The organism is Neobacillus endophyticus, assembly GCF_013248975.1.
GTDB lineage: Bacteria > Bacillota > Bacilli > Bacillales > Cytobacillaceae > Neobacillus > Neobacillus endophyticus.
The window spans coordinates 3644873-3658685 of sequence record NZ_JABRWH010000001.1 but is presented as its reverse complement, the minus strand read 5'-3'; the positions used below and the strand labels follow the sequence as shown (position 1 = coordinate 3658685).

Genomic DNA, 13813 nt, shown 5'->3' with positions numbered 1-13813 from the left:
GCTAAAATAAAAGGAATCCACACTTTGGATTCCTACTGTTGGAAGATTTAAACCTTTGATTTCTTTTTAGAAACATCGATGGTCGTCAGCATGCGGAAAATTTCCAGCAGTAATGTTGAAATTCCCAGCCACACTCCCCCAAATACATACCCGGCAGCAATTTGACTTGGTACTTGGATATTAAAATAGATACGGCTAATCCCCATAAATAGAAGAACAACCACCCAGCAGGCGATCAGAAAGGTATGAACCCGAATGGATCTACTGTGCCTTAACATGATAAAAATGCAGTAACCATATATCACAAATGCCATTAACGATTGCTCACTTGGAAATCCCGCAGGAAACTGTTCTAATAAATTGGGCTCATTTGGGCTGAGTTTATGAAACATATTCCTTAGAATTACCTCATACAATTGCCCTCCACCGACTGTGAAAAAGAGGAATAACAGCTCCAGCCTATTCCTGTTCCCCCTCCAAACAATCCAGATCAACGTATAGAAAATGATGAAAAGGAGAATGATTCGTTTACCAAGAATAGAAAAAAAGCTCATGATCCCAACATTTTGATGATGAAAAATATCATTCACTAATATTTTTATCACTTCATCAATATCGTTCACATCATTCTCCAGATATTCTTGAATGAGACTAATCATTAAAATGATGAAACAAATCGTAAATATGGATAGAAAGGCTATAAACAATTCTGCTCTGCCTCGTGTATGAAATACTGTTAATATTTTTTTTCCGAGATTTAAAGAAGTATTCCATATTTCAGCACGATATTTATTCAAGATATATAATACGATGATAACGATAGCTAAAATGATACTTCCAATAATTAAATACTTTTTGATCAATTCATGAAATAGCTGCCATTTTGGTCCAAGCAATTTTCCCAGTCCAATAAATGTAGAAACCCAAACAAGAGATCCAAGAAAAGAATAGCTGGTATAAATCCGAAATGGCAGCCTTGTAATTCCAGCAAAATATCCCGTAAGGTGCCTGACACCAGGAATAAACAGGACAACAATTAATAGCTTGTTACCGTATTTTTTAAACCAAGCTGAAGTGGATTGCAAGCGCTCTGGTCCCAGATGGATCTTACTGCCGTGCTTTTCAAAGAATGGCATACCTAGTTTTTGGCCAATTATGTATGCAAATATCAAACCTGCAGTACATCCGGCTGCTGCTGCCACAATACACCCTATCCAGTTTAACTTACCTTGAAATGATAAAAAGCCTGCATACCCCATTAATGCTTCAATTGGGATCGGAACGGCCATGATCCCCAAAATTAATGAAATAAATAAGACCAAATATCCGTAATCATTCATAAAGGAAATCATATATTGCATCCATGATCCTCCTCTCCCGGATAAAAGATGGCTATAAATAATATCTTTCAACTCATATTGTCATTTTATCCATCACCATTTTTCACTGGCTATTCACTATTTTTTTCGGATTTTTTCCATTTAATTGATAGCTTGACGTTACATTTATGTTACTATCAAAATGTGGAAATTCTCAAATAAAAGGTCTCAATAAAATAGGTGAAATGGATTTGAAGAAATGAAGAATAAGAGAAGAGTAATTCCTATGCTAATTATTATAGCGATGATTGGATTGATCTATATCAGTCTGCTGCAATTTAAAATCTCGCAATATAGTAATGTAACTCCTCCAAAGCATGCAGATTATTTAATCATACTTGGCGCTAAAGTGAATGGTACAGCTCCATCACTGGTGCTCTCCAGCAGAATTCATTATGCTGCTAAGTATTTAAAGGAATACCCACATACAGTGGCTATTGCTTCCGGAGGAAAGGGCCCTGGTGAAAATATTTCGGAAGCGGAGGCAATTAAGACCCAGCTTGTGCATCAAGGAATCGATGAATCGAGAATTATTATAGAAAATCGATCCACTGACACATATGAAAACATTCGGTATTCCAAAAAACTGATCCCGCCTAAATCAAGAATTGGAATTATTGTAACAAACAACTTTCATCTCTATAGAGCTGTTTCAATCGCTAAAGATCAAGGATTACATGTATATGGTTTACCAGCAGATACCCCTGCTTCAGCTATCTTAAAATCCTACAGCCGTGAATATTTGTCAATTACGAAATATTATTTAATAAAATACTTGTAACCATTTGCGGAATAGCAAAGAAATATATTTTCAAAAAATTAGATTTTTAGGTTCAAACAAAATAAAAAATACCTTCCTTAACCATCAGTAAAAAAAGGCCTATTGGCCTTTTTTATTCCTTTTGGCTATTTTTTTTAAGACATAAATCCCAGTAATTAAAGCTATTATGTTTAAAGAATCACCAAAGTTGATGGTTAAACTGAATTGATTGTTGACTTTAACATCATTTTTGTTTTTATTCGTGTTCGTTGAGGGAAAAGAGGTTTTATCTTTTGGATTCAAGACCAACACTCCAAGATTTAGTTTATAGATCTCCGCATTTTTTCCCGAGTTCATTCAGATTGGTTATAATTTCTTGATGGACAATCCTTCGTTCGGAATTAAACTCCTCATGACCTTTGAAAAAAATTATTTTTTCAGCAATCATCAATTTTTTCTTTTTGCTTACATATAGGGGAACAAAGCTTACATGCTTTCCAGTAGCTTTAAAATAATATTTATCCAGAAAAAGGAATCCACCATACATGTTCTTGACATTGGCTGAATCATCACTGTAATCAATGTCTGGAAAGATAACAATACTCTCACCGTTTGATAATGCTTGGACACTCAGGTCAAAGGTATGCAGGATTTTTCTTGTTCCCCTATAAACCGGAATTCCTTTTCCCGAATTCAATAATTTAGCTATAAAAAAGGAAATAGAAAAACCGCAAATACTTGCGAGCACCTTATTCCAGCCATATCTTTTTGTAAAGGTGTAATCTACGTATTGTCTATAACAGGCTTTCCGATCAAGAAAAACATGGAGAATCCAGGCATGAATTGACATGGGAAACCAAAGCAAAGTAATAAAGGGGCCAAAGAGGTTTTGATGATGGGAAATAAATACGACAGGTTCCTCCATATTTTGAGGTAATTTAACTTGATATTTAGGATAGATGAATTGAACTAAACATCTACTCCACTTAAAAAATGGACCATAAAAATTAAAGGTCATGGTTTTCGCCTGCAATTTTATTGATTTTTCTTTTATCACTTTTAAATACCCAATGGAGCTGAATTTGATAGCTTAGGATCCCTAGTACAGTGTCGATACAAATTTTGGACAAAACCACGTCAAGGTTCAGAAATAGATTAGCAGAAATAACGAGAAGATAAGAGGCTGCGATGAGCGCAAAAAATAAAATATAATATTTTACAAATGCTTTTTTTAGATTGTTGCTGCTTGCGAAAACAATTTTACGATTCATATAAAAATTACAGGATGAAGACAATACACGGGCTCCAAAAGTTGCTAATAACACACGAATCCCTAATGGAAGATTCTTTAGAAGGACACTGATTAACAGCAAAAAACTCAAGATATCAATGATCCCTGATGCGATGGTTGACATTGAATAACGCAGCAATCCGGAAATAAGTTTAAAAAATACACGAAGGGAATCGATTAACGAGCTGTAATGGGAATCAGCATTGTTATTAAAATATAGAGTTTGAATCGAAGTTTTGCTGATCATAATATTTTTTTTTCGTGCAAAGATCAGCATATTCATTTCGTATTCATACCTCTCTCCTTTTAACGCGATTAAGGGAGACAGTATGGCTTTAGGAATTCCACGCAATCCTGTCTGAGTATCTTCTAATTTCCCCCCGTAAAAGAGTTGAAAGATATAACTGGTGATCCTATTCCCAATCAGGCTTCGGACTGGGACATTCGACATACTAAAATCTCTGACACCTAAAATCATTTCTTCCCTGTCATTCCCCAGCATCGCGGCTATTTTAATTACATCCGGAATGGAATGCTGCCCGTCCGCATCTGCTGTTACCACTCCATCCAAATCATGATGCATTTGTAAAAAATATTGAAAAGCAGTTTTTAATGCTCTGCCTTTTCCTTTATTCGTTTCATGGGTAAGAACCGTGCAGCCATCAAACATGTTTAATTCATTAAAAATACTTTCTAATTCCTCTTTGCTTCCATCATTTACGACAATAACCTGCGGAATGCCTTTAGCTAGTAATAGCTGAACATAATCAACCAAGCTCTTTGATGGATTCAGGGCGGGTATTATTATTGCACATTTGCTCATATAATAATTTCCCCTTTAAATTAGGTTGGTGTTCTAAAAATCTTATTGTCCCTACTATTAATATAGATTTTCTTATTTAAAAATGACAGAAAGTTCACCTAGTTGTCAGAATAAATAAAAAGAAAAAGTAAGTTTAGCAGGTATTTTGTGATTAAAAGTAAAATATTCCACTTTTAATTTGACTTTTTCGTAAAGGGAATATATAATTTTCAAAAACACATTGAAGCGATGACGAGGATTAGTAAAGTGAAATCGTCTTACAAAGAGAGGAAACCATTTGGTGTGAGGTTTCTTAAGACAAACATTTGAACCTGCCTCTGAGTTCTGTATCGGATGGATTGAAGATACATGCGGATTCGTTCCGTTATCATGTTGAGAGTATAAAGCATTGGCTTTATAAATTTAGGGTGGTACCGCCAGGCCTTGGTCCCTTTTTTGAGGATCAAGGCCTTTTTATATTTATAAGCAAAAAGCGCTTATAACAAGGCGTAATTTTTTAAAAAATAATGAGGTGTCAAAATGGCTAAGGAATTTGTTAAAGATGTCACTGCCATGGATGAGGATTTCGCCCAATGGTATACAGATGTTGTGACAAAAGCAGATTTAATTGATTATTCTAGTGTTCGCGGATCAATGATTATTCGCCCCTATGGTTATGCTCTATGGGATAATATAAAAAATGAATTAGACCGCCGCATTAAAGAAACTGGACATGAAAATGTCTATATGCCTTTGTTTATACCTGAAAGCCTGCTGCAAAAAGAAAAGGATCATGTCGAAGGCTTTGCACCTGAAGTGGCTTGGGTCACTCATGGAGGATCGGAAGAATTAACGGAAAGATTAGTAGTTCGGCCAACTTCGGAAGTGCTTTTCTGTGAGCACTATAAGAATATTATCCATTCTTACAGGGATCTGCCAAAGCTTTATAACCAATGGGCTAACGTGGTTAGATGGGAAAAAACGACTCGACCATTCTTAAGAACATTGGAGTTTTTATGGCAGGAAGGGCATACAGCACATGCTACAGATGAAGATGCAATGGAAGAAACCATAAAAATGCTTAATGTTTATGCTTCCATCTGTGAAGAGATCCTAGCTATTCCAGTAGTGAAGGGTCAGAAAACAGAAAAGGAAAAATTCGCAGGTGCGAAAGCAACCTTTACAATTGAGAGCTTAATGCATGATGGAAAAGCATTGCAGTCAGGCACTTCACACCACTTTGGCACTGGCTTTGCTGAAGCATTCGGCATTCAATATACAGATCAAGAGGGTAAACTGCAGTACGTCCACCAAACATCATGGGGCTTTACTACAAGAATCATCGGTGCGTTAATCATGGTACACGGCGACGATCGCGGTTTAGTCATCCCTCCAAAGGCAGCACCAACTCAAGTCATGATTGTGCCAATTGCACAGCATAAAGAAGGCGTACTTGATTTTTCTTATGACTTAAAACAGTCATTATCACGTGTTGCCCGTGTTGATATCGATGCCAGCGATAAAAAGCCAGGCTGGAAATTCAATGAATATGAAATGAAAGGTATACCTGTCCGCCTGGAAGTTGGGCCGAAGGATATCGAAAATAAACAAGTTGTCCTTGTTAGAAGAGATACATTGGAGAAAGTTGTTGTACCAATGGATCAATTGGAGACAAAGCTAGTTGAATTACTCGATGACATTCAAGCCAATTTATATAACAAAGCATTAAATCATCGGGAAGAAAGAACATCAGTAGCCTTAACATTACCTGAATTAAAAGAAACCCTTGAATCAAAACCAGGATTTATTAAAGCTATGTGGTGTGGAGAATTAGCGTGTGAGGAAAAAATCAAAGAAGACACAACTGCCACTTCAAGATGTATTCCATTTGAGCAGGAACAACTATCAGATAAATGTGTTTGCTGTGGAAAAGAAGCTAAGCAAATGGTTTACTGGGCAAAAGCTTATTAACTAATATGAAAAAGGCACTTCATTTGAAAAGTGCCTTTTTCATTTATTCACCAACCCACGAGAGACCCATTGTCCCAACCCCGGTGTGTACACCAGCAACCGTGATTAGCATTAATTTTTCTGTTTTTAAATTTGGAAATGTATCTTGAATCAATTTCTCTAGGATGGCAGCCTTTTGGGGATCGTTTGCATGCACGATCGCCGCTTTTCTGATTTGTTTTGTCTGCATATCAGCAGCCAGTTGATTAATCAGCCAGGTAAAGGCTTTCTTTTCCGTCCGGACTTTATCTTTTATTACCGCTGCCCCGCCATCTTCAATCGATAAAATCGGCTTGATATTAAATAAAGAAGCTAAAAGTTTTTGGCTGCCTGAAGCCCTTCCGCTTTTATGAAGTTGGTCCAAATTGGATGGTACCAAATAAAGTCTCGTATGTTCGCGCAGTGATTGGATTTTGTTGACCACTTCACTTGGTTCAACGCCATGTTCTATTAAATCGATCGCATTTTCTATTAAAACCGAAAGTGGGAAAGATCCTGTTTGTGAATCAATCGCATACAATTTAAATCCTGCCATTTCTGCAGCCATAACAGATGATTGATAAGTACCCGTTAACTTGCTTGATGCATGGATGGCGATACCAAAGTCATAATCCCTTTTCAATTCTGTGTAAAGGTCCACAAAATCGGAAATAGCGGTTTGCGAGGTTTGAAATGTCCCCTCTTCCTCTTTCATTCTCTCATAAAATTCTTTTTCGGTAATATCTATTGTTTCTTTGTAGAATTTATCGTTGATCACTACATGTAGGGGAATGACATGTATGTCGTGCTTCTTTATAAATTCCGGATTTAAAGATGCCGTCGAATCAGTAATCCATGCAATTTTTGCCTTGTTCATGAAATCCTCTTCCTTTGTGCAATATGCTAAAAATAGAACTATGTAAACGATACAAAAGATGATCTAATAGTACTAGTTATATTTGTCATGTTCAAGCAAATAATTTGACATTTTTTCATATCAAACTCAAGATGCGTATACAAAAAACAGCAAAATGAACTCAATCATTCTGCTGTTTCATGACTGCAAGTTTATACTGCCATGTGTCTCGTAACACTAAAAAACTAACTTTTTTGTATCCTTGGAAAAATCATTTCAATCGTCGTTCCTACCCCTAATTTACTATCCACCTTCGTTTTCCCATGGTGCTTCTCAATAATCCATTTTGCAATGGACAAACCAAGGCCCGTACCTTCCGTAGATGTGCGAGATTTATCACTTTGGAAAAAGCGGTCAAAGATTTTGGGTATATCCTCTTCGCGAATACCAACCCCATTATCCTTTACCCTCAGGATAATTGAGGAATGTGTTTGAAGACAGGAAAGCAGAATTTCTCCACCTTCATTGGTATATTTCATGGCATTATCAAGTAAAATCACAATAAGTTGATGAATTCTTTCTTTATCGGCAAAGAATTTAACAGGTTCTGGCGATTCTAAACGCAAAGATTTACCTTGGTACGACACAATTTCTTCATAATGCTGGATAATTTCCATTAATAGTTCATCTAATTGAAAAGGCTGCTTTTTCACTTCAATTTGATCGGAGTCTGATCTTGCTAATGTTAAGAGATTAGCCACTAATTTTGATAACCTTCTGGATTCGGTTGATATCGTCGAAATATCCATTATTTTTTCTTGAATCGTGGCCGTTGGGGCCCGGAAAAGCAAGTCGGTTTTTGCCTGAATAACTGCAAGCGGGGTCCTTAATTCATGCGAAGCGTCAGACACAAACTGCTGCTGCTTTTGCCAAGAATTTTTAATAGGAACCAATGCCCTTCGTGCCAGGAAAAAACCAGAGGCGACCGCACAAATGATCCCGATTACACAGCCGATGATCATAATTAGTAGTAATCGGTTTAACAACTCTTTTTCTGAATCGATGTTGCGAACTACCTGAACTGTAATTTTCCCAATATCAGGTATATACACTTTAAAAGCAATATAGCGAAATGTATAGTTTTCAATATCGACATCTTGAAGAGCATTCATTTTTTTCGGCTGAATTTTCTTTTCATTGTCACTGAATAACTGTAAGTCGCGATTCGGCTGAATTAACAGATGATTTTTATCATCCCATAACAATGTCATAATCCTTGGATCTCTGCGAATAAATCTGGGACCAAAATCATTTCCTGTGCTCGAACTGTTTTTTGTTTTAACTTTTGTACTGTCCTCAGGTCCTCCGTTTTCAGGACTTTGATCAGGATTCTGGATATGATTGACAGAATCCATTAAGGATTGGTTTACATCTCGATAAAGCTGATGTTCGGTGTAAAAATAGATTATCCACCCTAATATGCTGATTAAAACAATAAAAACTAATGAATTTAAAAATGTCAGCTTAATATGTGTTTGACGAAACATCTGCCTCTCCTACTCTTCATCCAGCATATACCCAACACCGCGAATAGTCTTGATATCGCTGTGATATCCATATGGCTCCAGTTTTTTCCGAAGATGATGCATAAAAACCTCCACGATTGCAATGGTTGTATCAGAATCAAACCCCCATACCCGGTCATAAATCTGTTCTTTTGTTAAGATGGCCCCTTTATTTTGAATTAAATATTCCAACAGTTCGTACTGTTTTGAGGTCATCTTCACGGGATTCTCATTGACTAATATATCGCGTTCTTTTCCAACCAGTTCTATACCGCGATATTGAATGGTTTGATTGGTGGTTAAGCTTCCGCTCCTGCGCAACAACGCCCGAATTCTCGCCTTCAATTCTGCAGCTTGAAACGGTTTTACTAAATAATCATCGCCTCCGCTGTCTAATCCTTTTACACGATCCTCTAAAGAATCCTTTGCGGTTAGGAATAGAACAGGTGTTTTTAACCCTTCATTACGGATTATTTTCAATACTTCAAAACCGTCAATTTCCGGTATCATGACATCCAAAACAATAGCATCATGTATATTTTGTCTGGCCAAAAATAATGCATCTTCTCCATTTGACGCTTGATCCACCTCAAACTCATCAGATAATAACTGAACTATTGAATCCAGTAATGCCAGATTATCCTCCACAACCAATAAACGCATTTGTTTCTCTCCTTTTTACCAAATACAATCTATTTCTCATTATATAGCAAACAAAGCGGCCGCTAAAGTTAACGATCGCTTTGTTTCTGGGTTTATTCATATCTTAGCGCCTGAATTGGATTCAATTTAGATGCCTTATTCGCAGGGAATACACCAAATATCACTCCAACGGCTACAGAGAACAAAAATGCCATGATCATGACCGAAGATGAATAAGATAACGTCATACTAAAAGCAGAAGATAATATTTTTCCAATACCTAGCCCTAAAAGGATACCAATGATTCCTCCCATTGAGCTTAAAACCGCTGCTTCTATTAAAAATTGCAGCAGCACGTCACGTCTCTTAGCACCAATTGCCTTCCTAATTCCAATTTCTTTCGTCCGCTCCGAAACTGACACAAGCATAATATTCATAATGCCAATGCCGCCAACAAGCAAGGAAATACCAGCAATTCCACCTAGCATTAATGTCATGGATTGTGTGACTGAACTCATGGTATTCATTAGATCCTGCTGATTGCTAACTGTATAGGAATCGGATTTATTAGGGAACATGGACGCCAATTTTGCTTCTATTTCAGCCTGGACATAGTCCAATTGATTCTCACTTTTTCCTTCGAGGTAGACTTGGTTAATATCGGTTTGCTTTAAAAGGCGTTCCCCTGTGCTGAGCGGAACAATTACTACATCGTCACCGCTTGATCCGAGAGAGCTTCCTTTAGATGCCAATACACCCACTACTTTAAAAGATGTTCCATTCACTTCAATATACTGTCCCACTGGATCATTTGTTCCAAATAATGTAGAAGCCGTATTGGAACCGAGAACTGCAATTTTTTGTCGATATTCGATATCAAGATCCGTAATAAAACGCCCCTCACTGACATTTACATTGCGGACCGTTGAATAATCAGGATTTGTAGCCATTAATGATTCCTGTGACGATGTACGTTCTTCTTTAACGGTAACGCGTCCTGACACAACGGGAGCCACTGACTTCACACCGCTTAATTTGGACAATTGGTCAATTTTATCCTGTGTCAGTGCTAAATCTGTTCCAAATGTATTGACGGTCAAAAGGTTCGTTCCTAGTTGATTGATTTGATTAGTCACACTGGCTGTTGAACCTTGCGCCATTGAAACAAGAACAATGACAGAAGAAACACCAATGATAATTCCAAGCATTGTAAGAGCAGACCGGAGCTTATTGCTTCTTATACTGCGAAACGCCATTTTAATGGATTGCAAAATGCCCAATCAGCTCACCCCCATTTTCCTGAAGCTTACCATCCTGGATGCTCACCATTCTTTTTGCCTGCTGGGCAATATTTAAGTCATGGGTGATTAAAATAATCGTATTTCCTACTTCATTCAATCCTTGCATGATTTCCATTATTTCCTTACTCGTTTTGCTGTCAAGAGCACCAGTTGGCTCATCCGCAAGTAAAATAGAAGGATTACCCGCCAGTGCTCTTGCAATGGCAACCCTCTGCTGCTGGCCACCAGAAAGCTGGGTTGGCAGATGCCCGGAACGATCTGCCAATCCTACTTTTTTTAATGATTCCATGGCCTGCTCACGCCGGACTTTAGCTGAAACACCAGCATATAAAAGAGGAAGCTCCACATTTTCCAACGCTGTGAGTTTCGTTAACAGATTAAAGTTTTGAAAAATAAACCCGATTTTTTGATTACGAATGGCAGCAAGCTGATTATCATTCATTTTCCCGATCTCTTTACCGTCGAGAAGATATTCTCCTGAATCAGGGTGATCCAGACAACCAATCATATTCATTAAGGTAGATTTTCCTGAGCCAGATGGTCCAATTATAGCCAGAAAATCTCCTTTATTTATTTCAAGGGAAACATTATTTAAAGCATGAACCGTTTCTCCACCTAATTTATAGGATTTCATCATGTCCTTGATTTGAATAATTGGTGTGCTCATCAGTTACCACTCCTTCCACTAGCAGCTTTGCCGCCAGATTGACTGTTTCCACCTCCATTACCTCCATTTCGGTATTGACGGTTCATTCCGCCCATACCCATTCCGCCAAAGCCAAAACCACCCTGCGATAATCTAGAATTCGCGGAATTACTATTAATGACAAGGTTTGGCAATCGAACAGTCTGACCTTCGCTTAAGCCTTGTGTAATTTCAACATAGTCATCATTTGCCAATCCGGTTTGAACCATAACACGTGAGCTTGACCATGGATTCCCCTGGTTATTGCTTTGGCTATTTTGGTTATTTTGGTTTTGATCTGCCAATATTACGAACTTCTTGCCATTCATGGAATGGATGGCATCTACTGGAACAAATAGAGCATTATCCTTGTTTGCTGTTAATATACTCGCCTCTGTGCTCATACCTACCTTCAACCCTGTTGGATTGTTAATGTGCACCGTTACATCAAATGTTGAAACTCCATTGGTAGATGTTCCTTCATTAGCAATGGCAGTCACTGCACCAGTAAAGGTTTGATCAGGAAGAGCATTTACTTTAATCGTAGCAGTTTGTCCCACTTTTACCTTTGGAATATCCAACTCATCAATTGAAGCAACGGTTTGCAAATCGTTGTAATTCGTTAGGTGAGCTACCGCTTGAGCTATTTGAACCCGTTCACCAGCCTGAACATTAACAGCAGTAATCGTCCCATCTGCTGGAGCTGTAATCGGATCACTTCCATCAGTGAATGTAATCAATACATCACCCTTTTTGACTGATTGGCCTGCTGAAACGAGTACCTGATCAATTTGATTGTTATTTATTGCTGATTTAATATCTTCTGTGGTTACGGGCTGAACTGTACCGGAGCCACTGACGCTGACTTGAAATTTTCCTTTTTGAACAACTGCAGTTCGAACCTGAGTTGTTACTTGCTGTGCATTTGTCGTTTTTGCACCAAACCATTTATAACCGGCAAATCCGACGATTAAGACAACAATAACAATAATAATCCACTTTTTCATGTATTCTTACTCCTTTGATCCGTGGGATTTTATTTAGTATTTGGCACAAGCCTATTATTATCTTCCTTCCTTAACTTTCCCTTAAAAAATAGTTCGTTTGAAACTCACTTTATGAAGATTAATAGAGATTTCATAAAAACGTCACACAATTTGTCGTTCAGATCGTATGGACTTTGAAAAAACAGTTATCCTATCATTCTCTTAATTAAATAGGAAAGCATGCTGAAAAACGGTAAAACCTCAGCATGCTTTCTATGTTTGCGTTATCCATTTTCCGACCCTTTTCTCTCCCATTTTCTATTAAATCGTACTTGAAAAAGCATCGCTAATTTCTCTTATATTACCCCGCTGTCAACCGTTAATTTTTTTTCAAATGTATTGAGTTCCGCTCTTACCCCGAAAGGTATTGCAATATTTGGATTACAATGACCGATTTGAAATCCTTTTAAAGCTGGTTTGTTAGCTAATGAAACATAATGGCTGATGACATCATCAATGGATAAGGATGGCTCACGTTTCGGGCTGCATTCACAGAAGTCACCAATCACCATTCCATTGGAATCTTCCAGTTTACCAGACATATAAAGCTGGTTAAGCATCCTATCAACTGAACGGGGCTCTTCATGAATATCTTCTATGAATAAGATTCTGTTTTTTGTTTGTATTTCAAATTTGGTTCCAAGCGTACTTATTAATAGCGACAAATTCCCACCAATAATGTCGCCAGTTGCCCTACCCTCTATTAGCACGTCAAGTTGCGAGTTCTGCTCCGTGTAAGTAAAGTTCATTTGATGAAACAATTGTCGAAACCCCTCTTTTGACATTGGGTGTGTATCCTCTTTCCCAATATCAGAACCGAGCATTGGGCCATGGAAAGTTACTAGTCCTGTTTGTTGACGTATAGCGGTATGTAAAAATGTAATATCACTGTAACCCCAGAATATTTTAGGATTGTTTCTAACGATTTGATAATCGATACTGGCTGCGATCCTTCCGGTTCCGTAGCCACCGCAAGCACAAAAGATGGCCTTTATTTCTTTGTCTAAAAACATCTCATGGAAATCTTCCAGCCTTTCCTGATCCTCTCCTGCTAAATAGCCAAGTTTTCCCCCTATATATTTACCTATTTTTACATTCAAACCCAATTCAGTTAAAAACCGAATCCCTCTTTCAAGGTTTTCTTTGTCGGGAGGGCTGGCAGGCGCAATAACACCGACCGTATCACCTTTCTGAAGACGATTTGGCTTTACTATTTTCACAGTTCCATCCCCTTTTTAGACCTATTCATATTTGATCGCCTTTAGGAGATCAAATCTTTATAAAAATTACTTTAAATCTGTCCGTTATATTACTCTATTGAGTGTTTATTTTTTAAAGGATCTTCTTCTGTTTGAACGTGAAACCTTTTTAATTTTGTAACGTATATAGATTTAATGCTTGTTTCTATTAAATGCCATTTTTGAATTTTTACGATACATATTGATGGCTTAAATAGAATGATAAAACGATTTACCAGTCATAAATAGGATTTAACTA

13 protein-coding genes and 1 other annotated feature are annotated in these 13813 nt (G+C 37.5%); of the genes, 2 read left to right on the top strand and 11 right to left on the bottom strand.

Features of this window, described 5'->3' with window-relative positions:
* Window positions 1-47: 47 nt before the first annotated feature.
* On the bottom strand, window positions 48-1361 hold the full coding sequence (locus tag HPT25_RS18060; RefSeq protein WP_173067247.1) for a VTT domain-containing protein: 1314 nt from the start codon (window positions 1359-1361) through the stop codon (window positions 48-50).
* Between the two features lie 244 nt (window positions 1362-1605).
* On the opposite strand from HPT25_RS18060, the gene HPT25_RS18055 reads away from it, so the two are divergent.
* On the top strand, window positions 1606-2160 hold the full coding sequence (locus HPT25_RS18055) for a YdcF family protein (protein WP_246277220.1): 555 nt from the start codon (window positions 1606-1608) through the stop codon (window positions 2158-2160).
* A 99-nt stretch (window positions 2161-2259) separates the two neighbouring features.
* On the opposite strand, the gene HPT25_RS18050 is transcribed toward HPT25_RS18055, so the two are convergent.
* The 3 genes from HPT25_RS18050 to HPT25_RS18040 form a co-directional block, all read right to left on the bottom strand.
* Window positions 2260-2442: a hypothetical protein gene (locus HPT25_RS18050; RefSeq protein WP_173067241.1), complete on the bottom strand. Its 183-nt coding sequence runs from the start codon at window positions 2440-2442 to the stop codon at window positions 2260-2262.
* Window positions 2443-2464: 22 nt separating this feature from the next.
* Entirely contained in the window at window positions 2465-2989 is a 525-nt protein-coding gene (locus HPT25_RS18045) for a lysophospholipid acyltransferase family protein (protein WP_246277219.1), read from the bottom strand.
* Between the two features lie 157 nt (window positions 2990-3146).
* Complete coding sequence (locus HPT25_RS18040) at window positions 3147-4253, bottom strand: glycosyltransferase (protein ID WP_173067236.1); 1107 nt, start codon at window positions 4251-4253, stop codon at window positions 3147-3149.
* 219 nt (window positions 4254-4472) lie between these two features.
* Window positions 4473-4688 (top strand) — a binding site (T-box leader).
* 84 nt (window positions 4689-4772) lie between these two features.
* Between HPT25_RS18040 and proS the strand changes: the two genes are divergently transcribed.
* Window positions 4773-6203 carry a proline--tRNA ligase gene (gene proS, locus HPT25_RS18035; protein WP_173067233.1) on the top strand — a complete coding sequence of 477 codons (1431 nt, stop codon included), beginning with the start codon at window positions 4773-4775 and terminating at the stop codon, window positions 6201-6203.
* Between the two features lie 43 nt (window positions 6204-6246).
* On the opposite strand, the gene HPT25_RS18030 is transcribed toward proS, so the two are convergent.
* The 7 genes from HPT25_RS18030 to HPT25_RS18000 form a co-directional block, all read right to left on the bottom strand.
* Window positions 6247-7098: a fatty acid kinase binding subunit FakB gene (locus HPT25_RS18030; protein WP_173067229.1), complete on the bottom strand. Its 852-nt coding sequence runs from the start codon at window positions 7096-7098 to the stop codon at window positions 6247-6249.
* Between the two features lie 224 nt (window positions 7099-7322).
* Window positions 7323-8624 carry a sensor histidine kinase gene (locus HPT25_RS18025; protein ID WP_173067226.1) on the bottom strand — a complete coding sequence of 434 codons (1302 nt, stop codon included), beginning with the start codon at window positions 8622-8624 and terminating at the stop codon, window positions 7323-7325.
* A gap of 9 nt (window positions 8625-8633) precedes the next feature.
* Window positions 8634-9305 carry a response regulator transcription factor gene (locus HPT25_RS18020; protein WP_173067224.1) on the bottom strand — a complete coding sequence of 224 codons (672 nt, stop codon included), beginning with the start codon at window positions 9303-9305 and terminating at the stop codon, window positions 8634-8636.
* 92 nt (window positions 9306-9397) lie between these two features.
* Entirely contained in the window at window positions 9398-10564 is a 1167-nt protein-coding gene (locus tag HPT25_RS18015; protein WP_173067221.1) for an ABC transporter permease, read from the bottom strand.
* Entirely contained in the window at window positions 10542-11252 is a 711-nt protein-coding gene (locus HPT25_RS18010) for an ABC transporter ATP-binding protein (RefSeq protein ID WP_217269747.1), read from the bottom strand. The genes HPT25_RS18015 and HPT25_RS18010 overlap by 23 nt, the downstream gene beginning before the upstream one ends.
* A complete protein-coding gene (locus HPT25_RS18005; protein ID WP_173067218.1) occupies window positions 11252-12277 on the bottom strand; it encodes an efflux RND transporter periplasmic adaptor subunit in 1026 nt (341 codons plus the stop codon). The genes HPT25_RS18010 and HPT25_RS18005 overlap by 1 nt, the downstream gene beginning before the upstream one ends.
* A gap of 335 nt (window positions 12278-12612) precedes the next feature.
* Window positions 12613-13530, bottom strand: coding sequence for a S66 peptidase family protein (locus HPT25_RS18000; RefSeq protein ID WP_173071248.1), 918 nt, complete (start codon window positions 13528-13530; stop codon window positions 12613-12615).
* Window positions 13531-13813 lie beyond the last annotated feature (283 nt).

Bases quoted from the DNA above. Each gene is read 5' to 3' on its own strand.
- HPT25_RS18055 (WP_246277220.1), top strand. From the start codon at position 1,606: ATGCTAATTATTATAGCGATGATTGGATTGATCTATATCAGTCTGCTG.
- HPT25_RS18060 (WP_173067247.1), bottom strand. From the start codon at position 1,361: ATGCAATATATGATTTCCTTTATGAATGATTACGGATATTTGGTCTTA.
- proS (WP_173067233.1), top strand. From the start codon at position 4,773: ATGGCTAAGGAATTTGTTAAAGATGTCACTGCCATGGATGAGGATTTC.
- HPT25_RS18020 (WP_173067224.1), bottom strand. From the start codon at position 9,305: ATGCGTTTATTGGTTGTGGAGGATAATCTGGCATTACTGGATTCAATA.
- HPT25_RS18010 (WP_217269747.1), bottom strand. From the start codon at position 11,252: ATGAGCACACCAATTATTCAAATCAAGGACATGATGAAATCCTATAAA.
- HPT25_RS18045 (WP_246277219.1), bottom strand. From the start codon at position 2,989: ATGTCAATTCATGCCTGGATTCTCCATGTTTTTCTTGATCGGAAAGCC.
- HPT25_RS18025 (WP_173067226.1), bottom strand. From the start codon at position 8,624: ATGTTTCGTCAAACACATATTAAGCTGACATTTTTAAATTCATTAGTT.
- HPT25_RS18040 (WP_173067236.1), bottom strand. From the start codon at position 4,253: ATGAGCAAATGTGCAATAATAATACCCGCCCTGAATCCATCAAAGAGC.
- HPT25_RS18030 (WP_173067229.1), bottom strand. From the start codon at position 7,098: ATGAACAAGGCAAAAATTGCATGGATTACTGATTCGACGGCATCTTTA.
- HPT25_RS18005 (WP_173067218.1), bottom strand. From the start codon at position 12,277: ATGAAAAAGTGGATTATTATTGTTATTGTTGTCTTAATCGTCGGATTT.